Below are 23609 nucleotides of genomic sequence, written 5' to 3'. Positions count from 1 at the left end.
CCGGTCCCGAGCGTCGAAGCCGTCACCGGACCTCGCGCAACCTGCCGGTGCGGACTTCGTAGACGAAGCCGCGGACAGCGTCCTTGTGGACGAGGAACGGGCTTTCCCGGATGCGGGCTACGGAGCGACGCACCTGCTCCTCCAAGTCGCTGAAGGCATGGAACTCGAACGGCACCTCAGCCCCTGTCTCGCTCTCCACCTGTCGTTTCAGCTCGTCATCCTGGAACGTGAGCATCCCGCACTCAGTGTTGTGCATGAGCATGATCTCTCGCGTTCCCCCGACATGCTGGGAGATGACGAGCGACCGGATCGTGTCTTCCGTGACCACCCCACCGGCGTTCCGGATGACGTGCGCGTCCCCCTCTTCGAGGCCGAGCATCTTGTAGATGTCAAGCCGAGAATCCATGCAGGCGATGACGGTCACGTGCTTTCTCGGCGGCCGCGGAGGATCGAGGTCCTCGTACGCCGCCGCGAATGCAGCGTTCTTCTCAAGCACGTCGTCGATGGCACTCATCGCTCTTCCTCCAGGCGTACGCCTCGTCGCTGGCCGGACCGGGCGCGGCCTCGGAGCCGATCGTCGCCAGCACCGCGGCCAGCATCACGAGAGACGACATGGGGTGTTCCGTATAAACACGATTCTCCCTGTCATCTCCTTCTCGCGGGCTGTCACCACTGGGCTAACCAGCACAATGCCCAGCCGCACCGCCGCGGAGCTGGTGGAAGCGAAAATGTCGTGGCCGATGCCGACGATCTCCATCGCCAGAGAGCCGCGCCGCCCGGTCCGTCGACTGGCACGGGGTGGAGAAGCGACGTTAGCTGGATGCCGGTGCGGGTGTGACGGATCACGAACGTCCTGCCGCACCGGGGCGCTGTCACAGCCGACAGGCCCGTACCCGATCGGGGTGTCCCGGGCCTGTCGGCTGTTCGCCGGCGTCGTGATGGCGGGCTCAGACTTCCGCTACGACTTCTTCCGCCTGCATACCCTTCTGCCCTTGCACCGCGATGAAGGTCACGTTCTGACCTTCCTTGAGGCTCTTGAAGCAGCTCCCCTGGATCGCCCTGAAGTGCACGGAGAGGTCGGGACCGCCGCTCTCGGGGGTGATGAAACCGAACCCCTTCGCGTCGCTGAACCACTTCACCGTGCCGGACTGGCGCTCAGCCATGTCCACTCCCTCGCGTGTTTCGGCAGGGGTGCGTAGAACATCCCCGTAAGCGGATCATCCCTGCTCGGCGGAGGGCGGTTAGGGACCGTAAAGAATCAAGGTGTGGGTTTTGCTTGTGGCGTGAGAGTGACGCCGTGCGCCGTGGCGTAGACGAGGAGGCCGGTGAGGGTGCTCAGGTGCGCCGCTGCGGGCCCGAGGGAGTGCCCGTGCTGGACCATCAGCTGTCTGATCTCGCCGGTGGCCTCGCGGATGGTGTCCTTGCTGACGGTGAACAGGCGGGCGAGCGCGGTGGGCGGCAGGGCGAGGTGTTGCTGCAGCGCGGTAGCCAGGACGCGGTCGGCCAGGTTCAGTTTGGCTTTGCGGCCGCCTCCCGGGGCCCGGCGACGTGTGCCGCCGTCGCGTCGGGTGGTGTGGTCCGGGGCGTGCAGTGCCTGCCAGGGGGCGGCCAGGGCCGTGGTCAGCTCGGTCAGTGTGGTGCTGGTCATGCCCGTCAGGGCGGGGTGCGACAGGGCCCCACGGTCGAGGCCGACGGTCGGCCCGCTGAGGCTCGCCGGCTCGGTGAGGCGGGGGTGCACGGTGTAGTTCCACTCCCCGTGGAAGGCGTGGCCGGTCAGCGGCACCGCGTTCATCTCGGCGTCGCTGACCTTCACACCGGTGGGGTAGCGGCCGGGGTCCAGTTCGGCGTGGACGGTGAGCCCGGTGCGTGTGGTGGTCGCGGCGATGCTCTGCACGACGACCTCATAGCTGGTCAGCGGACGGCCGCGCCAGTTCATCGTGATCGCGGAGAACAGCCGGTGCTCCACCTTGTTCCATTTCGACGTGCCCGGAGGCATGTGACAGACAGTGACGGCCAGGCCCGTCTCGGCGGCGAAGGCCGCGAGTTCGGTCTTCCAGGCCCGGGTGCGGTAGCCGTTGGAGCCACCGGCGTCGGCGATGATCAGCAGCCGGGTAGCGCCGGGGTAGTCGAGGCGTCCTCGCCCGTTCCACCAGCGGCGGATCGACTCGACCGCGAAGGCAGCGGTGTCGTGGTCACAGCCGACGCTGACCCAGCCGGTGTTCGAAGTGATGTCGTAGATCCCGTACGGGGCGGCCCTGCCGAGCTCCTGATCGGGGAAGTCATGGGTACCGACCCGCACCGGCCGGCCCGTCGGCCGCCACTCGCGGCCCGCGTTCTTGAACTGGCCGACGACTTCCTTCTTTTTCGTATCCACGCTGACCACCGGCTCGCCGCCCGCCTGATGGTCCCTGACCTGGTCGTTGATATACCGGAACTGCGCATCCCGATTCGGGTGCTGGGCTCCCTCCAGGGTCTTCGCGTTGGCCTGCAGGCTGAAACCGTTCTCCCGCAGCAGCCGGCCCACGGTCGGCGCCGACACAGCATGGCCCTGCCGAGTCAGCTCCCCGGCCAGACACCGCAGCGACTTGGTCGTCCACCGCAGCGGCGACATCGGATCGCCCCGCTCATCCGGCTCCACCAGCGCCAGCAGAGCCGGAACGAGCAGACGGTCAAGCTCCTCGGCGCTCTTGCGACCGCCGCCGTCGCGGCGCACCCGGCCATCGGGCAGTGGGTCCTCACCACCCTCCAGCTCGAAGACTCCTTTCCGCACCGTCGTCTCGCTCACCCCCGCGGCACAAGCGACGGCCCGGACCCCACCGTGCCCCAGCAGCCGGGCCTCGGTAGCCAGCGCCAGCCGCTGCTGCCGCTCATTCAGATGAGGGAACAACACTCCGAATCTCAGGGAAAGTTGGTCACGAACCTCGCTCGGTATGCGCATACCACACCAACGACAGGAACACCGGGAAGCAGCATGTTGATTCTTTACGGTCCCTTACGGCAGACCGGGAATTTGGCTGGTAGTCGTCGGGACCGCGCGCGTCGGTGGAGGAGGTGCGCTCCGCCATCCTGCTACTGGCCGCGCGGGTGCGCGCCGCGCACCGGGGCCGTGCTACCGGTGCAGGCCGTGGTCGGGCTATGACGGGTTCCGGACAAGGCTCACCATCCCAGTCACTACGGGTTATGAGCCAAAAGCGCAGGGTAGGGATCGGCCGCCCTGGGCGAGACGCCGGGGTGCATCACCAGACCACACGCGATCGCGCACCCTGCTGTGCCCGGGACGCGCCGTTAGGAGCTTTTCATGGCCATATCGATTACTCGGCCTGCGGCTGATGACGCCTCCGAAGTGCCTGTGGAGCCGCCGCACGGGCGGTCCGGGGAAGAAGCCGAACTCGAACTCGTCGCCTACGCAGGAGCGGGCGCATGTCCGGAATACGGCGACGGCGAGCTCCGGTACGGCGCACAGGCCCTTGCTTCCTCTTCCTCGCCAGACGGGGACGGGACCGACCGCGCCACCGCGCCGCCAGCCGAGGTCGAGCCCGCTCCTAGGACGGGCCGGGTGCCGGTGTCCTCGGACTGGATGGCGGGTATCCCCAGCCACGTCGACATCCGGGACATGTCCATCCCGGGGACGCACGAGTCCGCCGCCTACCAGGAGAACGTGGGGTCGGCGGGGTACGCGCTGTGCCAGAGCCGGGACCTGGAGTGGCAGTTGAACAACGGTGTCCGGTACCTGGATGTCCGGCTCCGCAGGATGGACTCCAAGGTTTTCTCCGTCCACCACGGCGACTACTACCTTAAGCAGATGTTCGGTGATGTCCTGCAGACCTGCCGGAGCTTCCTGGGGAATCACCGCTCGGAAACGATCCTGATGCGGATCTCGCAGACCAAGTCCAATGCGTCGGCCCAGGATTTCGCGCAGACCTTCAACCACTACCTCGACACCTACTGGGGTGGTTCGGGGATGCGGAACAACTTCTACATCGGCTCCACCTTCCCGACGCTCGGGCAGGCCCGCGGCAAGATCGTCCTGATGTCCGGGTGGCCCTACCTGGGCTACGGGCTGCACTTCAGCAATGAGAACGTGTTCGATCTCCAGGACGTTGCCAGCAGCCCGACACCGCCGTCGAAGAAGGACGCGGTCCGCAACCATCTGAACCGGGCCGTGAACACCGCGTCGAAGCAGAAGATGTTCGTCAACCACACCAGCGCGTACGGCACGCCCGTGATCGGGCTGACCCCGTGGGGGCACGCCGAGCAGTTGAATCCTTACACGCTCGGCTTGCTCAACGGCGTCGCGGCGGGGAAGACCACCGGCGTGATCGCGATGGACTACATCGACCGCCCCGCCGGCAGCACCAGCGGCGGGAAGAACACCCTCCTCTTGCCGTCCTCAAGCTGAACCAGTTCGCCAGTACCCCCACGGGCCCCCGAGCCCTCAGCACAGGAGCCACGCAGGGCGCGGCCGTGACGGGCCCTGCGTACCAAGGCGTCCAGAACCAGAGCTTCCACTTCAGGTGGGCGGGCCTGGGGGCTGACGGCCTCACTTACAAGATCGTCAACGCCTACAGCGGCTTGGCGCTGAGCATGGGGGCCGGCGGTACGGTGACCGTCCAGCCCGACAGCGCCTCGGGCGATCAGTACTTCAAGGTCGTCAACCAGGCCGACGGCTCCGTCGGCATCCGCGGAGTCCACAACGGCCTGGTCCTCGACATGTCCAGTGCGGGTGCGGTGACAGGCCGGGCCTACGCCGGCAACACGAACCAGAGCTTCAACCTCTTCTCCCAGGGCGACGGTTCGACCGGCATCCGCAGCAAGTACTACTGGGTCGGTGCCTGATCGAGCAGGTCAAGGGCGAACGGCCAGGCGCTTCTCGTCGAGTGGCAGCGAATTCATGCTCGGGGTGAGCAACTCGAAGATCCTCCTGGCAGCACAGGCGGGTGCAGGCCCCGAACCACAGAAGGCGGGGCACTGCCTTCCTCGCTGCGGATGCGGGCGCGTTCGCGGACCAGGTGCTCGATGTGCTCGCCGCCCGGGCGCCGGGGCGCGTACCAGGACAGCTCGGAGGCGGCCTCCACGGTCTCTTCATCGTCGGCCGCCTCGGGCGCAGCACGGGCCGCGCCAGATCACCCGGTGTTCTTGGCGACTGGGGTACCACTGCCTCACCTTGTGCATCCGCACTGGCCACCGGTGGTGGTACACCCGCTTCATCTCTCCCGCCGTATCCGACGGGCGGGGCGAGGGCGCAGCGAGCCGGATAACCCGCACATCGAGGTCCCGCGGCACAGAGCCGTCACCGACGATTGCGGCCGCGCGCACACCGGATGCGCCCTGAGACGGGCCGACGGCCGTGACGCCCTGGGCGATGAGCCGCCAGAAGGCGAACATGTAGCGGCCCACAAAGTCGTCGTACGAGTCTTCCACACGGCCGCCGCCCCACTCCCCGATCTCAGGGACCGGCTCGGAGCGCCACTGGGAGGCCTGAATCAGGGCCTTCTGCAGCTGGCGGTGGTGCTCAGACAGATCCGCGAGCATCTCGCTGCTCTCCTCCGCCAGACACGCATCACCCCGCATCCCATACATGCCGTCCGGCATCAGCGGCGGCAGCGGGCTTCCGGACGTGCGCGCCTGGGAGACCGCCTGTCGCCATCCGGTCGGCTGGACGGGCCCATCGCGGTCCATGAACGTCGTCACCCGCACGCCGGGGTACTGGGCCGTGGGCAGGATCTGGTGCTGGGTGATGAACTGCCAGCCGAAGGCCTTGGAGTCCGACAAGGAGCCGGTGCGGTTGACGACCACGACGGGCTCGGGCAGCACCAGCAGCCCGGTGGGCACGAGGATGTCCCGGTCCCGGTCCAGCGTGCTGACGTCGGCCGGCTCGAGGGTGGCGGCCGCGGCCATGACCGCGGCGTGCGCGGCCGGAGAGATGACCAGAACCTCCGCCTGCCGCAGCAGCTTCCCGATCTGCCGTATCTGCCACGCGGCAGCCTCCCCGGCCGCCCGCGGCCACGGCGGCCGGTAGCCCTGCTTGCCCAGCGTCATCGACAGCGCCGCATCCCACTCCAAGCCCTCGGGCCGGTCGGCCATATCCCCGAGATCGCTGTGGAGCAGCACGCCGTGCAGTTCGGCAATGACGTTGTTCACGTTGGAGGCGAGCGTCATCTGCACCCACGGATTGCCGGCCAGACACCGCTGTGACTGCTCCCGCAGACGGTGCGCCACCCGTGCCGCGCTGGCCGCCGTCCACTGCCCGGCCTTGTCCCTGCTGCGCTCCCGCTTGCCCCGGCTTGCCTTCCCCATCCCGAAGCCCCTCCCGCGACGGCCAATGCCGAAGCCGTACCCGACCGCCACGGGCCCGACACGACGTGATCCAGCCGGGCCCGGGCGCTGGTGGGCCACCGGCTGCGTGTGTACCGCCTCAACGAGCAGATGGCCTCCAACGCCAAGCTGCAGGTTCGCACCGTCGTTCACCTCACCGACCACGGCCCGGACACGGACCCGATCCACGAGAACAGCGCGAAGGCGAACGTCCTGGCTGCGGCTGAGGGCGACAAGGACGCCGCGCGCCGGGCCTGGCTGGACGCCGAGCTGCCCGAGACAGGTTCGGTGTCCGTGCGCCAGCTCGCCGACGCCCTGTCGTATCTCCCCGCCGCCGACGGGCCGTAGCCGTACGCCCGAGCCCGGGCATACGGCGGGAACCACGGCGTCGGCACGGACTTGGCCATGGTCTTCACCGCACGGGACCAGGCGATTTCTGGAGCTCGGCGACTTCGCCCGAATGGGTGAATCCCCGATGTGTTCGTAGCTTCAAAGTCTTTTCCTCGTTGCAGTTTGTGCGGTCCCCGGCTGGGATCGCATTTGCATACAAGGAGGAAAATGATCAAACGGGTCGTCGTTGCGGTGACGGCTGCCGATGGTCTTGCGCTCGCCGGTGTCGGCCTGGCCGTTGCTGACTCGGGCACCAGGGTGCTGCCCTGAACTCCCCGGACATCGGCGCCAGCAATAACGTCCAGGTTCCGGTCAGCGTGTCGGCGCGTGCCTGCGGCGACACGACCTCCGCGGTCGGACCGCTGAAGCCCAGCTTCGGCAGCGACTGCACCAACAAGCAGATTTTTGGCGTCGATTGACGTCACATCTGAACCCGTAAGGGTCTGATCCGGCTCGGCTCCGGAATGCAGGGCACTCCATGCCATGCATTCCGCAGCCGCTGGGTACTTCGGTGGGCGGGTGGAGCTCCATGGACCTCTCCATGGGTATCGCTACCCGCGTGCATTCCTGTAAAGACACGAGACAGGGGAACAACCTATGAGGCAGGTCGCACGCAAGGGCCTGATTACCATGGCGGCAGCAGGCGGGGTACTCGCCGCGGCCACCGGTTACGCACACGCGGACGCCAGGGCCGTCGGAAGCGCGGCCGGCTCGCCCGGCATCGCCTCCGGCAACAACGTCCAGACTCCGATCCACAGCCCGCTAAACGTCTGTGGTAACACCGTCAACGTGGTGGGGGTGCTCAACCCGGCCTCCGGTAACGGCTGCGCCAACAGCGCCAGTGGCGGGCATCACGGTGGTTCGGGCGCCGACGGCGGAGCGACCAACTCGCCCGGCATCGCCTCCGGCAACAACGTCCAGGCCCCGATCCACAGCCCGCTAAACGTCTGTGGTAACACCGTCAACGTGGTGGGGGTGCTCAACCCGGCCTCCGGTAACGGCTGCGCCAACAGCGCCAGTGGCGGGCATCACGGTGGTTCGGGCGCCGACGGCGGAGCGACCAACTCGCCCGGCATCGCCTCCGGCAACAACGTCCAGGCCCCGATCCACAGCCCGCTAAATGCCTGCGGCAACACCGCCGACGTGGTCGGTGTGCTCAACCCGGCCTCCGACAACAACTGCGCCAGCGGCTCACCGACGACCCCCGAGAACCCGGATGACCCCGGAAACGGGGACGACGCCGAGAACCCGGATGACCCCGGAAACGGGGACGACGCCGAGAACCCGGATGACCCCGGAAACGGGGACGACGCCGAGAACCCGGATGACCCCGGAAACGGGGACGACGCCGGAAACGGGGACGACGCCGGAAACGGGGACGATGCCGGAAACGGGGATGATGCCGGAAACGGGGATGACCCCGGAAACGGGGACGACGCCGAGAACCCGGGAATGCCCCACGACTCCAAGCCTGCCGGGCAGCTTGCGCACACCGGAGCCGGGGCGATCGGCTACGCGGTCCCGGCCAGCGCCGGGCTGCTGCTCGGCGGCGCGGCGCTCTACCGCAAGGCACGCACCGCCCGCCGGTGATCAGCCATACCCGCGCCCCCGCGCACCCCAGAGCGGGTCCCGAGCAACGTGGCCCGCTCTCCCGCTCTCCTATTCTCCCCGTGGCGCTCACCACGTGGTGCGGAACTGGAAGGTGATCTGACGGCGAACCCGCACGAGGCGGTGCACGAGGTTCGCGCCCGGGACCTTTTCTGACCGGCCCCTCCGGGGGCGGGTTCGCCCGTCTCCGGAGGGGCCAGGAACATCCCCATATCCGTACGCCTCGCCACACTCCTCTGTCGTGGCGAGGCGTACATCTGTCCATGGGGGACCGCCCATGGTTGAGCCGATCACCCCGTGAGCAGCTCGTGCGCTGCGGCGTGCGGGACTGGTGCCGGGGGTGGTGTTGTCGTGCACGGCTGCGCTGCTCGCCCCGAGGACTGCCGAGTTGCCACAGGCGCCGCCACGCTGCATCGGACTGCAGTTGCGTCGATCAGCTGCGGGCCAGCTGTAGGCGTTGATGGGCCCCTCGACCTGCCTGCGCCGCTGTGCCCGGTTTTCAGTACGCGCGCAAACGGTACTTCGTGCGCAAGCCCGTGACGGAGCAACGGGTGGTTCTCTGTGTTGCGGTGTACGTGTAACCGGGCGGCACCGTGCACGCCCACAGGCCGGTCCTCGGCTTACGCACGCGGTACTGGGTGCGCAGGCCGCTGATCGAGCAGCGCGTAGTGGACTGAACGCTGTCGTAGACGAAACCTGACGGCACCGTGCAGGCCCACAGGCGGTCCGACGGCCGCTGTACGTAGTACTGGGTGCGCAGGCCGCTGGTCGAACATCTCGTGGTTCTCCGGGTGTTGGTGAATGTGTATCCGGGCAGCAGAGAGCAGGACCAGAAACCGGCGGCGGCGACGTCGGAGGCTGTGGCTTCGCTGGTCTCCGCTGCCGGGACGGGGTGAGCGAAGGCCGGGCCGGTGACCGTCATCAGGGCCGCTGCTCCGACGCTGATCAGCAGATTGCGCACACGGGGTTGCACCATGATGAGGCGCTCCTTGGTCGTTGTCTCACGGGCCAGAGCCAACGGGTGGGGGGCAGGCCAGGCTCTGTCCCGTATCCCGGCCGCCGTGTTGCGCGCACGGGAATACTGCCAGGCCGCCACCCCGGCAGGAATGGGGTCTCCAAAGGTGGCTGGATTTCCGGCGACGCGCGGTACGGTTTCAGAGCAGGGCCAGCAGATGCTCGTCGCCGTCCGTGGCCGGGCGGCGCGAGGCACCTCTACACCCTCGCCGACACCGTGGGCAGCAATGCAGTTCACGGCCACGCTCCTTGCCGTGTACGTGGAGGCCACCAGCACCCGCGGCGTCCTGGTCGTCCGCAACACCTCCGGCGAGCTCGAGCACCTGCGCACCGACCGTGGCGACATCGACGCCGGCCGGGCGATGATCGAGCGGGCCCGCTCCCTCGTCGGACACCGACTCCGCGTCTACCGCCTCAACGAGCAGGTGGCCTCCAACGCCCAGCGGCAGGTCCATACCGTCGTCCACCTCACCGACCACGGCCCGGACACTGAACCGATCCACGAGAACAGCGCGAAGGAGAACGTCCTGGCCGCGGCTGAGGGCGACAAGGACGCCGCGCGCCGGGCCTGGCTGGACGCCGGACTGTCCGAGACAGGTTCGGTATCCGCGCGCCAGCTTGCCGACGCCCTGAGCCACCTGCCCACTGGCGACGCGCCGTAGCCACGTCTCTCCGCAGCCGAGGGCCCGACGCGGTCGCGGCCTGCAGACCGGTACGGATGCGGTCGGCCATCGATGGGCCGTGCGTGGCACGGATAGCTGCGGCCGCGTCGCGGCCGTGGCGTGCGGTGGCCCTCGAGGCCACGGCGCCACGCGGCCCTCCCCTTCCGGCCCCCGGGTACGGACTACCGTGGCGGGCCCGGGTCCGGCCCTGATTGGAGGGCAGCCGGAGTACGCCAGAAACAGGCAATAATGCGTCGGCGACAGCGGGACGTGGAGCCGATACGCCCCTGGAGATCACGGAAAGTCACTCCCACGGCCAGCAGCACGGGCAACACGCGACAGTTGAATACGCGTCTACACCAGTAGCCGTCGGATCAGGTCGCTCTCGGATAACGCTGAGCAGGTTCGACATTGGCCGGGTGGTCTGCCTGGGTGAAGCCCGACGGTGTCGTTTGCCGCTCGTGTGGCGGGCATTTGTGAAGGACATAGCGTGAGGGCGTCTCGCTTGAAGTACGTGTCCGTGTTACGCCTGCCGATCCAGGAGCTGATCGTGCTGCTGAGCCGTTTCGCCACCGCGGGTCGCCCGGTTGCGGCCTTGGTCGCTGCCGCTGCCCTGGCGTTGAGCGGATGCGCTGCTGAGGGCTTCGATCCTCAGCAGTGGGATGCCCCGGGCCGGAACGAGAAGGTCGGCTCTGTACTGATCCGCTATGCGCATATCGCGGAGCCCACGGGCAAACCGTGGGAGCGGGGCGATGACGTGCCAGCCTATATGTGGCTCTATAACAAGGGGCCGGATGCGGACCGGCTGGTGAGTGCGTCGACTCCGGCGGCCGGCTCGGTGGAGATCGTGGACTCCGACGGCAAGTCGCTCCCAGACGGTGTGCCCCTTCCTCCCGACAAGCTCCAGGAGCTGGAGCCCGGCAAAACACACCTTGTCTTGCGTGACCTGCGCCAGTTGGTGCGGGGCGGTGACTTCGTGAAGTTCACTGTGCGCTTCGAAGAAGCCGGGGCGGCGACCTTCAACCTGCAGGCACAGGTCCCGGTCTATGACCCGAACCCGAGTCTTTCCCCCAGTTCATGACGCTGAGACGCTGAGCACGAGCTGGAGCGGATCGGCGTGGAGGTGGTGTACGCCAACGAACCTGTAGGCGGCACCGAGTCCGGGAGGCTGCGCACCTGCCGGTACAGCCAGGTCGATGCGGAGGGCTGCCGGGCGACGATGATGGAGGTGTCGATGGGCGGACAATTCCAGCACGCCGTCCAAGGCTGGAACCACGGCTACCCGCCCTACCCGTACACCGCGGTGATCGACGAGAACGCACCGGTGCGGGGGACGGTTCGGAGCCGAGCGGCCGAAGAAGAAGCTCGCTCCCCATCCCGACCCTCGCCGGTTCGACGCCGCCTCGTCCCTGGCCGCCTACGCCCCCGGGCCCAAGCGTCCGCCTGTCGGGGAGGAGTGGCCACCCACGGCCGACCCGACGTGGCCTATTCCCGTGAAAGGGCCTATGCGAACGGGTCCTTGACGCTTCGAGGCCAAGCACGCGAAGCGGCGCGTCGTGCGCGTGCGGTCCGGCTTCACCTTCCAGCGCGCGTCAGCCATGGAGCAACGCCGTCTCTTCGCCGGACCGTTCCGGCCCACCGTCTGGTGCGGCCCGGGCTGATCCCCGTCGTCCCGGATATCGAGGGCCTGGCCTTCCAGGTGCTGCACGCGGACGCCGCCGCCGCGTCCTACCGCCTCGCCGCACTGGGCGACGCCCGGCGCCTTCAACCTGGCCGCCGAACCGTGATCGACGCGGGGGGTGCTTGGCCCGACTGCTCGACGCCCGCGTGGTGCGGCTGCCCCGGCAGGCCGTCCACGCCGCCGCACGCGCCGCGTGGACGGCCCACACCGCCCCGTCCCGCCGCAGTTGCTCGACGCCGTACTCGAGCTGCCCCTCCTGGACGCTGCACGGGCCCGGGAACCAGCTGGACTGGACCCCGCCGCACACGGCCGAGGAGACGCTCGCCGAATTCCTCACGGCCGTGCGCACCGGCGAGGGCATGCGGGCGCTACCGCTCAAGCCCCGTGCGCTGTTCGGATGAGCAGGGGAAAACGGGACTTGAGGCGGTCTCCGCGTGATACCCGACGGCACCACTGACACACGGTTTTCGTCGCGGACCCCGGCCGTCCCACCGACCCGCCGCACACGGAGTGGGACCACGCGACGTGGGAGCAGATCCAGGCAGCAAGGCGAGGCCCGGGACTTCAGATGCGCGATCGGGCCGTCCGTCAGCCGAGCGGCCCGATCCTCATCCCTCACCCCCGCTGCTCCGCGGGAGCGGCTCAGTCACCGACTTCCCGCTCCAGCTCCTCCTTGTTCATCTTCGAGCGGCCCTCGATGTTCTGTCGCTTGGCCTCCTCGTAGAGCTGGTCCTTGGTGCGGCCGCCCGGCCCCTGACCTGAGCGCTTACCGCCCCTGCGGCCGGACGAGATGTCCTGCTGCGACAGTTTGCTCGAGCGTTCGGCTTCGCCGCTGCGGGCGCGCTCCTTGTTGACGGTGGCGGCGGCGATCCGTTCGGCATCCCGCTCGCTGCGTCCGGTGTCCAGCTGGCTCTGCTTGATCTTCTCGTACTGCCGCTCACGCTTGTCACTCGCTCCGGCGGGCATGATCGCCCCTTTCGCTGTTTGCCTGCGCAATACCCGAGCACGCGTACGGCTCACCCGTCTCCCTCGGGGTGATCGGGCTGCTGGTCAGGCGGGACTCCACCACCCTCGCCCCCGCCCTTGCGGCCCTTGTCCGTGCCGTGCGCATGCTCGGCACCACCGGGGCCGATCTTGCGGTCCATGCCGGCCTTGGTCTTGGCCTGCTCCAGCGGCGTGGCCGCGCTTCTGCCGTCGCGCCGCTCCTCCCGAGCCTGAGGGTTCGACATCTCGCTCACTCCTCTCACTCACTCCTCCCGCGCGTGCTCATCGTCGGGTCACCACGTGAGGGGATTCGAAACCGCGCGGGGAGGCGGGGCCGTGCGACGGGCGTACGTCCTGACCGCGGTCAGCCGTCCCGGTGATGCATGACGTCGTTGGGGTCCCGCCCCGTGCGTACCACGGCTTCGGCGATGTGCCGGAGCTTGACGTTCATGTGTTGTGAGGCCCGTACGAGCATGTCGAAGGCTTGCCGGGAGGTGGTCCCGTGCCGCTCCATGAGGATGCCGCAGGCTTCGCCGATGCTCTGTCGTGAGGCGACGGCCGCCTCCAGCGTCTCCTGCACGCGGGCGCCGGCGAGTGCCACGGAGGCGTGCGCGGCGAAGATCTCGGCCAGTTCTTCGGCGGTGGCGTCGAAGGCCCCTGGCAGCGTCCCGTAGAGGTTGAGTGAACAGGACAGTCCCGCTGCGGAGGGCAGCCGGTGGACGAGCATGGAGCCCACGCCGAGTACGTGGGCCCGGGCGGCGAAGCGTGGCCAGCGGGGCTCGGTGGCCATGTCCGGGATGCGCACGACGGGGTGCTCCGCCGCGACGTCCAGGCTGGGGCCTTCACCGAGCTCCAGCTGGGCGCGGTCGCAGCTGTGTACCCATTCCGCGGTGAACGCGGGGCTCTCGGACGTCCCCTTGGCCCGGTGCAGCATCGCACCCGCCCCGTCGCATCCGTGCACGGCCCAGTGGACCGCTTCGACGACCTCGGTGAGGGTCTGCTCCCAGCTGCCCTTTTGCTGCAGCTGTTGTGCCAGGTCGGCGAACATCCGTGCCAGCCCGATCGCTGATTCGTCCACGGCGCTGCTCCACGCCTTAGCGGGGTGCTTTGTGCCAGCTAATCACGGGAGTGCGCCGGGGGCGCGTGGGGAAGCCGGCCGCGGTCCGGCCGCCCCAGCTGGCCCGGAGGCTGTCGTGCCGAACCGCCGGGTTGGCCTCGATTACCCGGCCTTACGCGTCGTATGCCTGTACGGGCACGTCGTACGCGTCCTCAGGCGCCGGCGAGGAGTCCCTCGCGCAGTTGAGCGCAGGTCGACCGGAGGAGGCGGGATACCTGCATCTGGGAGACGCCGATCCGGTCGGCGATCTGTGCCTGGGTGAAATCGCGGAAGAACCGCAGGTAGAGGATGCGCTGTTGGCGCTCCGACAGGTCGGCCAGGAGGGGTTTGAGCGATTCGCGGTCGACCACGAGGTCGAGCGCGTGGTCATCGTCGCCCAGGGTGTCGGCGAGGCTCGAGGCGTCGACGCCGTGGATGGGGGCGTCAAGGGAGGCGGCTCTGTAGGCGTCGTGTGCCAATACCCCGGTGGCCGCCTCGCTCTCGGTCAGGCCCGTGTGCTCGGCGATCTCACGAGGGGTGGGGGAGGCGCCGGGGTGGGCCTGGTCCAGCTCGACGGTGGCCAGGTAGGCCTTGCTGTGCAGTTCCTGGAAGCGGCGCGGTACGTGCAGGCTCCACAGGTGGTCGCGGAGGTGGCGCTTGAGCTCCCCGACGATCGTGGGGATCGCGAAGGAGACGAAGGCGCAGCCGCGCTCCGGTTCGTAGTGGTCGACTGCCTTGACCAGGCCGAGCGCGGCGACCTGGAGGAGGTCCTCACCGCTCTCCCCGCGGTGGCGGAAGCGGTGGGTCGCGCGTTCGGCCACCGGCATCCACGCCCGGATGATCTCCTCCCGTACTGCCGCGCGCTCGGGACCCTCCGGCAGGTACGCCAGCCTGCGGAAGGCGGATGCGGTGTCGGGGGTGTCCTCGTGGCGCCGGTGGGCGGGTTTCCTGCGGGAGCCGCTACAGAGGGGCTCCTTGGAACTACGGAGAGGCGCCTTCGATGAAGAATTGTCCGTACGCATGACGGCTCCCGCACCTGTCGGACGGGCTGATAGCTGTCCGCCGCGGGAGCCGGCCAGTAGACGCCGCCACCGGAACGGTCCGCGGCATGCCTCTGGCCCGAAGCACCACTTCCACGGTACGCGCTCAGCCGGTGCCCGTACACGTGCGGCCCGGAGGCGAGGTTTCCGCGTCGCCCACCGCGGTTACCCGGCAGCAGGACAACCGCGCGCGGGAGGGCGCCATGACCACCTACGGATACTTCCTGGCCTGCGAGGAACACGGCCCGGCCGACCTCGTCGAGCAGGCGTGGATGGCGGAGCAGGCGGGGTACGAGGCACTGTGGATCTCCGACCACTACCACCCCTGGAACGATGCCCAGGGGCACAGCCCCTTCGTGTGGTCGCTCATCGGCGGTCGCGACGGATACATCACGATGGCCCCCGACAAGGAGCTCATCGATCGCTACCGGGACAGCGGCGGCGGGCCCAAGCCGGTAGGGCGGCGTGAAGGTCTGCTTCGGTCCCGACCGGAACGAGGCGGTGCGCACCGCGCACCAGCTGGGGTCGGATGCGCGACTCCCCGGTCAGCTGGGCCAGGAACTCCCCGCCCCACGCCACTTCGAGCAGGCGTGTGAACTCGTGACGGAGGACATGGTGGCCGAGGTGTTCCCGTGCGGCGACGATGTGGACGAGCACGTGGCCGGGCTCACGGCATACGCCGAGGCCGGGTTCGACACCGTGTACGTCACCCGGATCGGGCCGGACCAGCGCGGCTTCTTCGACTTCCACCGCACCAAGGTGCTGCCGCAGCTCGGCGCCTGACGACGTGATACGCGCATGGTGGAGGTGACGAGGATGGCACGCCCGATATGGAGCGGGACGCTGACGTTCGGCCTTGTCTCGCTGCCGGTGCAGCTGTTCAGCGCGACGGAGAGCCATACGATCCGGTTCCGGCAGCTGGAGCGGGGGACCTCGGACCGGATCCGCAACAAGCGCGTGAACGAGCGCACCGGCAAGGAGGTCGCGGCCGAGGACATCGTCAAGGGCCTTGAGACGGACGGCGAGTACGTCGTCGTCGAGCCGGACGAGCTGGACGAGATCGCGCCCGGCCGCTCGCAGGCACTGGAGATCAGCGGATTCGTCGATCTGGACGAGGTCGACCCGATCTACTTCGACCGGACCTACTGGCTGGCGCCCAAGGACGAGGAGCACGCGAAGGTGTACGCGTTGCTTCACGAGGCGTTGTCACGGACCAGCCGCGCCGGGATCGCCACGTTCGTGATGCGCAACCGCGAGTACCTCCTCGCGGTGAAGGCCGAGGCGGACGTCCTGGCCGTGCACACCCTGCACTGGGCGGACGAAGTCCGGGACCCGAAGGAGGAGATCTCCACGACACCGGGGAAGCGCAAGCTGCCCGAGAAGGAGCTCAAGACGGCGGTGGAGCTGGTCGAGGCCCTCGATATGGAGTGGCACCCGGAGGAATACCGGGATACCTTCCGCGAGCGCGTTCTGGAGCTCGTCGAGGCGAAGGCCAAGGGGGAGACATACGAGAAGGCCGAGCCGCCTCCGCAGGCCACCAACGTGGTCGACCTGATGGACGTACTGCAGAAGAGCGTCGACCGGGCGGGGGGCAAGCAGCGCAAGGGCGCTCGCAAGGGCGGCGGTCTGGAACGGCTCAACAAGAAGCAGCTCTACGAACGTGCCGCCGATGCCGACATCCCCGGGCGCTCTTCGATGAACCGGGACGAGCTCATCGAGGCCCTCGGGAACGCTTCGTGAGACGGTCCAGCGGCAACGAGAAGGACCGGATCTCGAACAACGAGAAGGACCGAACCTCGGACGAGAAGGACCGGACCTCGCCGCCGCGCCGTGCCGGAGCGCTCCGCCCATGCGTGTTCAGCGCTGGCACGCCGGGCACCACACCGCCGTGCGGCCGGCGATGCGGTCGCGGCGCAGCCGGCCGTCGCAGCGCGGGCAGTGCGGGTCCGCGTCGTCGCGGTGCCCGGTCAGCCAGCTGGGCCTCGGCGGGATCTGGCCGACGCGTATCGAGGAGCGCAGGACGCTGCGCAGCCGTGCGTGCAGGCGCCGCACCTCCTCGCCGGTGAGCCCGGAAGCGGCACGGGAGGGGCGCAGCCGGGCTCGCCACAGGATCTCGTCGGCGGTCAGGTTGCCGAGCCCGGCGAGCAGCGACTGGTTCATCAGCGCCGACTTCAGCCCGCCCCGCCGGGCTGAGAGCAGCTCCCTGAAGTCCGCGAGGCCGAGGTCCATCGCGTCCGGGCCCTGGTCGCTCAGTACGCGGTCGGGATCGTCGGGCCACAGGCCGCGCAGCTTGCGCTGATCGCGGTAGCGGAGCTCGTGGCCGTCGACGGTGAGAACGACCCGGTCGTGCCGGTGGCGCGGCTCGTCGGCGTCGCAGCAGAGCAGCAGACCGGTCATGCCGAAGTGAAGGAGCACGGTGGGACCGTCGGTGCGGACGAGCAGCCACTTGCCGTGCCGCTCCGGCTCGGCGAGGCGGCGGCCGGTCAGCTCACGGGCCAGCCTCCGGGCGCCCGCTCCGTGCAACACGTCGGCGTCCATGACTTCGACCCGCTTGATCCGGCGGCCGCGCGCACAGGAGGCCAGGATTTCCCGGAATCCCTCGACGTCAGGCAGCTCGGGCATGGCCCCGGGTACCCCTGGCCCGGCCGGCCGAATCACGCCCACGCGCAGTGCGGGGTTTCGGGGCCGCACGTCGCGGCTACTCGGTCTCCATGGCGAGCTCACACATCTTCGTCCTCGGGCTCGACGACAAGAACCCGGCGACGCTCCGGAAGATCCCGAACGCCGAGGAGTACCGGCTCCACGGTCTCCTCACCCGGGCCGAGCTGCCGGATGCCGGGACACCAGTACCCGAGTTGCTCATGCGGGCCGAGCGGGCCCTTGCCGCCGCGGACGCCGAGCCCGACGCGATCGTCGCGTACCGACGCCGGAGGGCCAGACAACCTCCATCTCTTCGTACAGCACCGCAGTTAGTACGCCGGACCCAGTAACACGACCCGACCCACCTTCCACGTTCATGTTCATGTTCACAACACCTCGACAGTCTTCGCTAACGCGGCATGAGGCGGTTTGAAATCTCCCTCCGCAGAGCGACTCCGAAGGGCCACACCTTCATCTCTCGCACAGCATCGCTTCCAGAAGCTGTCCTAGGCTCAACTCCCTTTCGCGTTCGGGACACAATCAGCCAACGCAGCATGAGGTGGTTTGAAGCCTCCCCCGCAGGGCGACTCCGAAGGGTCAAATCCTTCATCTTTCACGCAGCACCACAACGAGACGGTCCCTCCTACATAGAACTCCTCCTTGCGTTCAGGACACACAAACCGACGGAATGCTGTGGCCTGCTGAAACGCGGCTTCTGCGGAGTGAGGTCCCGGGGAGAAGCGTGAGGATTCCCGGTGAACCTCCGTACGTGTCGGGCACCATCCAGTTCTCCCACAGATCCTGGGCGGTCTGCATGGTGGCGTCTGGATTTCTGCCGAGCAGACAGCCGCCCTCGGTGACCCCGCTCGCGAGGGTGATGCGGAAGATCAGGCGCTGCCATCCGGCCCGGTACGACGATCGGGAGACGCTGCTGTCGACCTTCGGCAGGGCGCGGTTGCCGGAGCGCCGGAACGTGGCGTCGGTCCGCTTCACGCCGTCCATGTCGCGGCCGGCCAGGAACCGGCCGATGCCGAACATCACGGCTTCGGCGGTCTCCTCCAACTGCGCCGTATATCATCTCTATTTGCTATTCGGGCTCGCTCGCCATGGACGGCATGCGGACGACATCGCCGCGCGCCTTCTCACCCGGATTCCATCCGGTATCTGGCCACGTCGGCATTCGCTGCGACCGAAGGGGCATACGCTCTGAAGGGCGACCACCCGTGGCCGCCGCAGCTGCCATTGACACCGTGAACCGCCACGCCGTGACACGTACGAAGACCTCTGACGTCACTGTTGCTTGATCAGCTACAAACATGGGCACCACCGTAGGTTCAGAGTTGTCCATGTCTGTAAGGGGCACAAGAAATGCCGGGAACGGGCAGCAAGCACAGTGCGGGGCTCACTATCGGCGTCGTGGCGCCGCAGAGCGGGCGGCTGGCGAAGCTCGGGGATCCGCTGATGTTTGTTACGGGGCACCTGCAATCCCGATTGCGTCATGTTCAGAACCAGGGGCGCCGATACGACCTGAGGCTGGTGAGCCGTGACAGCCGCTCCGAACCGGACGCGGCCCGCAAGGCGACCGAGGAATTGATCCGCGAGGATCGGGCCGACGTGATTGTGACGTTGGCCGGGACAGCGGTCCTCCCTGCCGTCGCGGACACCTGCGAGGCACGGGAAACCCCGTGCGTGACAAGCACCTTCCCCTGGCAGGTCTACTACTTCGGCCGAGGCGCGACCACAAACCGCCCCTTCCGCTGGACCTATCACTTCTGTTGGGGACTCGATGACATCGCCACGGTGTTCGCCGAAATGTGGGAAATCATGGGAGCCAGGCAGAAAGTCGGCTGTCTCTGGAACGATGGCCCGCAAGGGAATTGGTCGCGCCACGAAGAGGTGGGGTTCCTCCCGGTTGCCACTGCCCTAGGCCATCATCTGATCGACCCTGCCGGCTACTCGGAACCGGCAACAGATTTCACGGAGCACATCGCCGCTTTCACGGCCGAGGACGTGGACGTCATCACCAGCGCGGCAACCGGCGCGGACCTTGCGCTCTTCCGGCAGCAGGCAGCGCGACACGGACTGCGCCCGCGGCTGGTCACGTGCTCGCGCTGGCTGGCGTACCCGGTCGGCGGCAGCGGCAGGGGAGTGGACGACCCGGCCGAAGCGAAGGTGGCTTCGCTGATCTACTGGACGCCGCGCCACCCGTACCGCTCCTCGCTCGACGGCATGCGGGCGGCCGAGCTGGCCGAAGCCTACGAGCGGGTGACGGGAAATCAGTGGCTGCAACCGCTGGGCCTGGCCTATGCGCTGTTCGAGGTCGCCACGCATGCCCTGTCGACCGCCGATGACCCCACGGACGGAGGGGCCGTCGCAGCAGCGCTCGGCCGGACACGTGTCGAGACGATGGCCGGCCCTCTCGACTGGACCACCGGCCCTGTCCCCAACGTCGCCACGGTGCGCCTGGTCGGCGGACAGTGGAAGAGGGGCGACCGGCACCCGTGCGAACTGGCGGTGGTGGCCAACTCCCAATGGCCCGAGCTGCCACTTGAGGACGAGCCGGAGTTGCTGCGATGACGGCCTCCCGTGCCGCTCCGCTGACGCGGGTACCAGCTGGCCGACCGGTGACGGCGGTACCGCCCACCAGATCGTCGACATCTGCGTGCACCCGCACACCAGGGCGTGGCCCCGGCGAGGACATCATGGCCGCGCTCACCGAGGAATGGGAACGCCGTGCGCCCGCCACCGCGTACGTCTCACTGATCGCGGACGGTCCCGCGCGCTTCCTCTACGAGCACTGGGCGCGCATCTTCAAACAGGACTCCGACTGCGAGCGGTGCCCGTAGACACCTCACGATGCGAAGGAGTCAAGCTGCAGGTCTCCAAGTGCTGGACGGCTCGCTGTCGCATCAGGAATGGCCCCGTCTCCAGGGACTCCGGCTCGAACACGGGGAACCGCCGGCGGCCGACCCAGTACAGCCGGCCCCTACAACGGCCTTCTTCTTGTCGAGCCAGGCCGCGTGCCTGACCGCGGGGACGTGGGAGAAGGAGATGTACTTGCGCAAGTACAAGGGCTCCACGCACGACGAGGGCCGCCCTAAGAAGGCCGTCATCGCTGTCGCCCGCCAACGAGTCTCCATCCTGTGAGCCATGCTCCGCGACGGTCGGCTCTATCGGCTTGGGGGCAATTGAGGTTTCGGCGTGCTGGCCTGGCGGTTCGGCTGGTGTGTGATCAGCAGGCGGTGTCGCGGGCGAGGACGAGTTCGGTGCTCGTCTCGCGGCGGGTGGGCCGCCGGGCGGTGCGGTCGGAGACCAGGCCGGCGATCGCCAGGTGGGTTTCGGCGTAGGTCTCGCGTCGTCCGGTGAAGCGCCGAGGGGCGCCCACTGCCGTGGTTCGGCGTTGGTGTGCTCGACGCGGCTCCGGGCCGAGGACTGGCGTCGCCGTGCCTCGCGCCAGGCCCGCTTTTCGCCGTCGCACGCCTCGTCCTTGGGTTTCTTCGGCGGGGCGGTGACCTGGCCGGGGAACTCCTTGGCCAGTCCGGCGTACCCGGAGTCGACCTTGGCCTTCGCCCTCGGCCTGAGGCGGAGCTGCTCGGTGATGCCCTCGGTCCGCACAGCGGTCCGGTCATGCATACGGCCGGGCCGGACCACGCCGGCCAGCAGCATCCTTCCCTGTCCGTCGCTGAACGTGGTCGACTTGATGGTGTTCCTTACGTTGTTGGTGGGTCGCTTCCGGTCGTTCGTAGGATCGGGAGGCCCAGGAGTGTCGGGTGTGGCTCATGGTGTTCCTGCCCTCGGTGGCTGAAGCAGATTGGCCGCCCGGCACTCCGCGACGACTCGACTGCTAATTGGGATGAGCGAAGTGCATCGCTGTGTAAGGACACGTCGGCGAGGTCGTCTGCTGGGCCAGATACAGGAACGTGGACGACGGAGGCGCTGGTGCCCGAGATCTGGGCTGGTACGGACGCAGGCAAGGCTGGACATCACTGCACGGTGATCGACGCCAACGGCGCCAAGATGCTCTCGCGGCGGGTGCCGAACAGCGAGCCCGAGCTGCTGGAACTGATCGCGGATGTCCTGAGCATTAGCCGAGAGGTGACCTGGGCGATCGACCTGAACGCCGGCGGTGCCGCCTTGCTGATCGCACTGCTGGTCAACCACGAGCAGAAAGTGCTCTACAACCCCGGCCGTACCATCCACCACGCATCCGGCTCCTACCGCGGCGATGGGAAGACGGACGCGAAGGACGCCTACGTCATCGCCGATCAGGCCCGTATGCGACGCGACCTTGAGCCTCTGGCAGTCGGAGACGAGGTGTCGGTGGACCTGAAGATCCTCACTGCCCGGCGCTACGACCTGGCCGCCGACCGCACCCGCGCGATCAACCGCATGCGCGCCCAACTCCTGGAATATTTCCCCGCATTGGAGCGGGCCTTTGATTACAGCCGGACCAAGGGTGCGCTGGTCTTGCTGACCGGATACCAGACCCCGGCTGCGCTGCGCAGGATCGGCGTAAGCCGCCTCGCCACCTGGTTGAAGAACCGTAAGGTCCGCTGTTCCGCTGCCGTTGCTGCCGCCGCGGTCCAGGCCGCCGAAGCCCAACACACCGCCGTCCCCGGGGAGAAGCTGGCCGCCGCCATGGTGGCCAAGCTGGCCAGGGAGGTGATGGCCCTCGATGAGGAGATCGCCGAGACTGACGCCCTGATCGAGGGCCGGTTTTGCGAGCACCGGCACGCGGAGGTGATCCTCAGCATGCCGGGTATGGGTCCGCTGCTGAGCGCCGAGTTCATCGCCATCACCGGCGGAGACATGGACGCCTTTGGCACCTCCGGCCGTTTGGCCGGCGTCGCAGGGCTGGCCCCCGTGCCCCGGGACTCCGGGCGTATCAGCGGAAACCTGCACCGACCACGCCGCTACAGTCGCCGACTGCTGCGGGTCTTCTACCTGTCTGCTCAGGTCGCGGCCCGCAGCTGCCCTGTTTCCAAGCGGTTCTACGACCGTAAACGCAGCGAAGGCAAAGGACACAAGCAGGCACTCCTCGCCCTCGCCAGGCTTCGGCTCAACGTCCTGTGGGCGCTCATACGCGACGGGCGCCCCTTCGAGAGCGCTCCGCCTCAAACAGATGCCGCAGCAGCATGACCCCCTCACGGAGAGCCACTTCCCCGGCTTGACAAGTCCATTGGGAATCTGCCTGCGCTTGCCGGACACGAAGCCCGGCGTCCGGGGCGTGACGCGTGCGGGTGTCGTACCTGGGTCTCCACGCCGTCGAGCCTCAGCTCGATGCCCTCGGCCTCGGCGTAGGCGAAGACATCCTCCAGTGTCTTCAGCCGTACCCCGGGCCGGTCGGGCACGGCGAAGCCGCGGGCCGCGGGCAGTGGCCGGACCTGCCGGACGGCCTGGGAGACGGTGGAGCGGTCCACCTCGAAGAGCTGGGCCGGCCGCCTGCGCTGCCTCGGCGCTGGCGGTTGGCCCGCTGGTCTGTGCGTTCAGGGATGGTGTGCTTGATCTGGCGACGTCGTAGGTAGTGCCGGTTACGGCGGGAACTGTACGCCTTGTCTCCGCTGACGTGGTCGGGCCGCGCGCGCGGGTGGCCTCCGGCTGGGCGCGGGACGCGGATGCGTTCGAGCACAGGGATCAGCTGCGGGGCATCACCCCACTGTCCAGGCGTAATGACGAATGCGAGCGGGCGGCGGCCGCCGTCGCTGGCCAGGTGGATCTTGCAGGTCAGCCCGCCCCGGGACCGGCCCAGGGCCTCGTCGTCGCGGTGCTGAGCGGGCCGGCTGCGTCGACCCGGAACGCGTGGTGGGCGTTCACGAGCACCGGCGGCGTGCTGGTGAGCCCGGCAGGACGTCGAGTCAACACCGACCATGGTCCAGTCGATCCGGCCCTCCGCATCCGCGTCGGCCTGAACAGCCCGCAGGAGCCTGTCCCAGGTACCGTCCGCCGACCAGCGGCGATGCCGGTCGTAGCCGTTTTCCACTTCCCGAACCGTGGCGGCAGATCCCGCCACGGGGCACCGGTCCGCTGGCGGAAGAGAACACCGTTGATCACCCTGCGGTGGTCCTTCCACCGCCCGCCACGCCCGACGTTCCGCGGCGGGTGCGGCTTGAGCTCCAAAGCGTGCGTCAGTTCATCGCTGATGAGCCACTTCTCATCCCACGGCATGAGCGAGGCCTTCC

Annotated in this window: 25 protein-coding genes and 5 pseudogenes; 14 read left to right on the top strand and 16 right to left on the bottom strand. The window is 68.4% G+C overall.

Translation table 11 applies throughout. The annotated features are described in order from the left end of the window. Positions 1–22: 22 nt before the first annotated feature. The 4 genes from K9S39_RS00460 to K9S39_RS00450 all read right to left on the bottom strand — a co-directional run bounded on the left by K9S39_RS00460 (position 23) and on the right by K9S39_RS00450 (position 2938). A complete protein-coding gene (locus tag K9S39_RS00460; RefSeq protein ID WP_248861316.1) occupies positions 23–514 on the bottom strand; it encodes a beta-class carbonic anhydrase in 492 nt (163 codons plus the stop codon). Next, on the bottom strand, positions 489–614 hold the full coding sequence (locus K9S39_RS41860) for a hypothetical protein (RefSeq protein WP_283112070.1): 126 nt from the start codon (positions 612–614) through the stop codon (positions 489–491). The genes K9S39_RS00460 and K9S39_RS41860 overlap by 26 nt, the downstream gene beginning before the upstream one ends. Before the next feature lie 333 nt (positions 615–947). Then, positions 948–1163, bottom strand: a complete 216-nt coding sequence (locus K9S39_RS00455) for a cold-shock protein (RefSeq protein WP_248861315.1) — start codon at positions 1161–1163, stop codon at positions 948–950. Between the two features lie 95 nt (positions 1164–1258). Further along, a complete protein-coding gene (locus K9S39_RS00450; protein ID WP_248861314.1) occupies positions 1259–2938 on the bottom strand; it encodes an ISAzo13 family transposase in 1680 nt (559 codons plus the stop codon). Positions 2939–3298: 360 nt separating this feature from the next. Between K9S39_RS00450 and K9S39_RS00445 the strand changes: the two genes are divergently transcribed. Beyond that, a complete protein-coding gene (locus K9S39_RS00445) occupies positions 3299–4399 on the top strand; it encodes a phosphatidylinositol-specific phospholipase C (RefSeq protein ID WP_248861313.1) in 1101 nt (366 codons plus the stop codon). A 65-nt stretch (positions 4400–4464) separates the two neighbouring features. Further along, on the top strand, positions 4465–4836 hold the full coding sequence (locus K9S39_RS00440; protein WP_248861312.1) for an RICIN domain-containing protein: 372 nt from the start codon (positions 4465–4467) through the stop codon (positions 4834–4836). Positions 4837–5082: 246 nt separating this feature from the next. Here the strand turns inward: K9S39_RS00440 and K9S39_RS00435 are convergent, their stop codons facing one another. Beyond that, entirely contained in the window at positions 5083–6297 is a 1215-nt protein-coding gene (locus tag K9S39_RS00435) for a hypothetical protein (protein ID WP_248861311.1), read from the bottom strand. A gap of 108 nt (positions 6298–6405) precedes the next feature. On the opposite strand from K9S39_RS00435, the gene K9S39_RS00430 reads away from it, so the two are divergent. From K9S39_RS00430 to K9S39_RS00420, 3 genes are all read left to right on the top strand, one after another. Then, a complete protein-coding gene (locus K9S39_RS00430; RefSeq protein WP_248861310.1) occupies positions 6406–6663 on the top strand; it encodes a hypothetical protein in 258 nt (85 codons plus the stop codon). 308 nt (positions 6664–6971) lie between these two features. Continuing rightward, positions 6972–7124, top strand: coding sequence for a chaplin (locus tag K9S39_RS42605; protein ID WP_406708113.1), 153 nt, complete (start codon positions 6972–6974; stop codon positions 7122–7124). A 178-nt stretch (positions 7125–7302) separates the two neighbouring features. Continuing rightward, the gene (locus K9S39_RS00420) at positions 7303–8295 is read left to right on the top strand and encodes a chaplin (protein ID WP_248861309.1); all 993 of its coding nucleotides are present in this window, start codon (positions 7303–7305) and stop codon (positions 8293–8295) included. A gap of 517 nt (positions 8296–8812) precedes the next feature. On the opposite strand, the gene K9S39_RS00415 is transcribed toward K9S39_RS00420, so the two are convergent. Continuing rightward, positions 8813–9289, bottom strand: coding sequence for a hypothetical protein (locus K9S39_RS00415; protein WP_248861308.1), 477 nt, complete (start codon positions 9287–9289; stop codon positions 8813–8815). Between the two features lie 265 nt (positions 9290–9554). On the opposite strand from K9S39_RS00415, the gene K9S39_RS00410 reads away from it, so the two are divergent. The 3 genes from K9S39_RS00410 (at position 9555) to K9S39_RS00400 (ending at position 12071) form a co-directional block, all read left to right on the top strand. Continuing rightward, a complete protein-coding gene (locus K9S39_RS00410; protein ID WP_248861307.1) occupies positions 9555–9989 on the top strand; it encodes a hypothetical protein in 435 nt (144 codons plus the stop codon). 514 nt (positions 9990–10503) lie between these two features. Beyond that, positions 10504–11070, top strand: coding sequence for a copper chaperone PCu(A)C (locus tag K9S39_RS00405; protein WP_248868542.1), 567 nt, complete (start codon positions 10504–10506; stop codon positions 11068–11070). Positions 11071–11792: 722 nt separating this feature from the next. After that, positions 11793–12071, top strand: a complete 279-nt coding sequence (locus K9S39_RS00400; protein WP_248861306.1) for a hypothetical protein — start codon at positions 11793–11795, stop codon at positions 12069–12071. A gap of 241 nt (positions 12072–12312) precedes the next feature. On the opposite strand, the gene K9S39_RS00395 is transcribed toward K9S39_RS00400, so the two are convergent. The 4 genes from K9S39_RS00395 to K9S39_RS00380 all read right to left on the bottom strand — a co-directional run bounded on the left by K9S39_RS00395 (position 12313) and on the right by K9S39_RS00380 (position 14772). Next, complete coding sequence (locus tag K9S39_RS00395) at positions 12313–12636, bottom strand: plasmid stabilization protein (protein WP_248861305.1); 324 nt, start codon at positions 12634–12636, stop codon at positions 12313–12315. Positions 12637–12686: 50 nt separating this feature from the next. Next, on the bottom strand, positions 12687–12899 hold the full coding sequence (locus tag K9S39_RS00390; protein WP_248861304.1) for a hypothetical protein: 213 nt from the start codon (positions 12897–12899) through the stop codon (positions 12687–12689). Between the two features lie 119 nt (positions 12900–13018). Beyond that, entirely contained in the window at positions 13019–13732 is a 714-nt protein-coding gene (locus tag K9S39_RS00385; protein WP_248861303.1) for a GAF and ANTAR domain-containing protein, read from the bottom strand. A gap of 191 nt (positions 13733–13923) precedes the next feature. Then, positions 13924–14772 carry a SigB/SigF/SigG family RNA polymerase sigma factor gene (locus tag K9S39_RS00380; protein WP_248861302.1) on the bottom strand — a complete coding sequence of 283 codons (849 nt, stop codon included), beginning with the start codon at positions 14770–14772 and terminating at the stop codon, positions 13924–13926. A gap of 221 nt (positions 14773–14993) precedes the next feature. Between K9S39_RS00380 and K9S39_RS00375 the strand changes: the two are divergent. Next, positions 14994–15573: pseudogene (locus K9S39_RS00375) on the top strand (hypothetical protein). Positions 15574–15606: 33 nt separating this feature from the next. Next, positions 15607–16530 carry a non-homologous end joining protein Ku gene (gene ku, locus K9S39_RS00370; protein ID WP_248861301.1) on the top strand — a complete coding sequence of 308 codons (924 nt, stop codon included), beginning with the start codon at positions 15607–15609 and terminating at the stop codon, positions 16528–16530. A gap of 117 nt (positions 16531–16647) precedes the next feature. On the opposite strand, the gene K9S39_RS00365 is transcribed toward ku, so the two are convergent. Next, positions 16648–17412 carry an Fpg/Nei family DNA glycosylase gene (locus tag K9S39_RS00365; protein WP_248861300.1) on the bottom strand — a complete coding sequence of 255 codons (765 nt, stop codon included), beginning with the start codon at positions 17410–17412 and terminating at the stop codon, positions 16648–16650. An 89-nt stretch (positions 17413–17501) separates the two neighbouring features. On the opposite strand from K9S39_RS00365, the gene K9S39_RS00360 reads away from it, so the two are divergent. Beyond that, positions 17502–17780: a hypothetical protein gene (locus K9S39_RS00360; protein WP_248861299.1), complete on the top strand. Its 279-nt coding sequence runs from the start codon at positions 17502–17504 to the stop codon at positions 17778–17780. A 316-nt stretch (positions 17781–18096) separates the two neighbouring features. Here the strand turns inward: K9S39_RS00360 and K9S39_RS00355 are convergent, their stop codons facing one another. Next, the gene (locus tag K9S39_RS00355) at positions 18097–18492 is read right to left on the bottom strand and encodes a hypothetical protein (RefSeq protein WP_248861298.1); all 396 of its coding nucleotides are present in this window, start codon (positions 18490–18492) and stop codon (positions 18097–18099) included. 306 nt (positions 18493–18798) lie between these two features. On the opposite strand from K9S39_RS00355, the gene K9S39_RS00350 reads away from it, so the two are divergent. Continuing rightward, positions 18799–20007 carry an ABC transporter substrate-binding protein gene (locus K9S39_RS00350; RefSeq protein WP_283112065.1) on the top strand — a complete coding sequence of 403 codons (1209 nt, stop codon included), beginning with the start codon at positions 18799–18801 and terminating at the stop codon, positions 20005–20007. A 46-nt stretch (positions 20008–20053) separates the two neighbouring features. After that, positions 20054–20276: pseudogene (locus K9S39_RS00345) on the top strand (hypothetical protein); the annotation flags it as partial. Between the two features lie 386 nt (positions 20277–20662). On the opposite strand, the gene K9S39_RS00340 reads toward K9S39_RS00345, so the two are convergent. Further along, a complete protein-coding gene (locus K9S39_RS00340) occupies positions 20663–20815 on the bottom strand; it encodes a hypothetical protein (RefSeq protein WP_248869214.1) in 153 nt (50 codons plus the stop codon). Between the two features lie 47 nt (positions 20816–20862). Further along, positions 20863–21096 (bottom strand): annotated as a pseudogene (locus K9S39_RS00335) (transposase family protein); the annotation flags it as partial. 273 nt (positions 21097–21369) lie between these two features. Here K9S39_RS00335 and K9S39_RS00330 point away from each other — a divergent pair. After that, positions 21370–22569, top strand: coding sequence for an IS110 family RNA-guided transposase (locus K9S39_RS00330; RefSeq protein WP_406707848.1), 1200 nt, complete (start codon positions 21370–21372; stop codon positions 22567–22569). Positions 22570–22617: 48 nt separating this feature from the next. On the opposite strand, the pseudogene K9S39_RS00325 reads toward K9S39_RS00330, so the two are convergent. Both K9S39_RS00325 and K9S39_RS42600 read right to left on the bottom strand, forming a co-directional pair. Beyond that, positions 22618–22850: pseudogene (locus K9S39_RS00325) on the bottom strand (transposase family protein); the annotation flags it as partial. Positions 22851–22858: 8 nt separating this feature from the next. After that, positions 22859–23595, bottom strand: a pseudogene (locus tag K9S39_RS42600) (IS5 family transposase); the annotation flags it as partial. Positions 23596–23609 lie beyond the last annotated feature (14 nt).

Origin of the sequence: Streptomyces halobius, from assembly GCF_023277745.1 — a bacterium.
In the GTDB taxonomy this organism is placed as follows: Bacteria; Actinomycetota; Actinomycetes; order Streptomycetales; family Streptomycetaceae; genus Streptomyces; species Streptomyces halobius.
The sequence above is the reverse complement of the archived record's forward strand: the minus strand, read 5'-3'. Positions and strand labels throughout refer to the sequence as shown.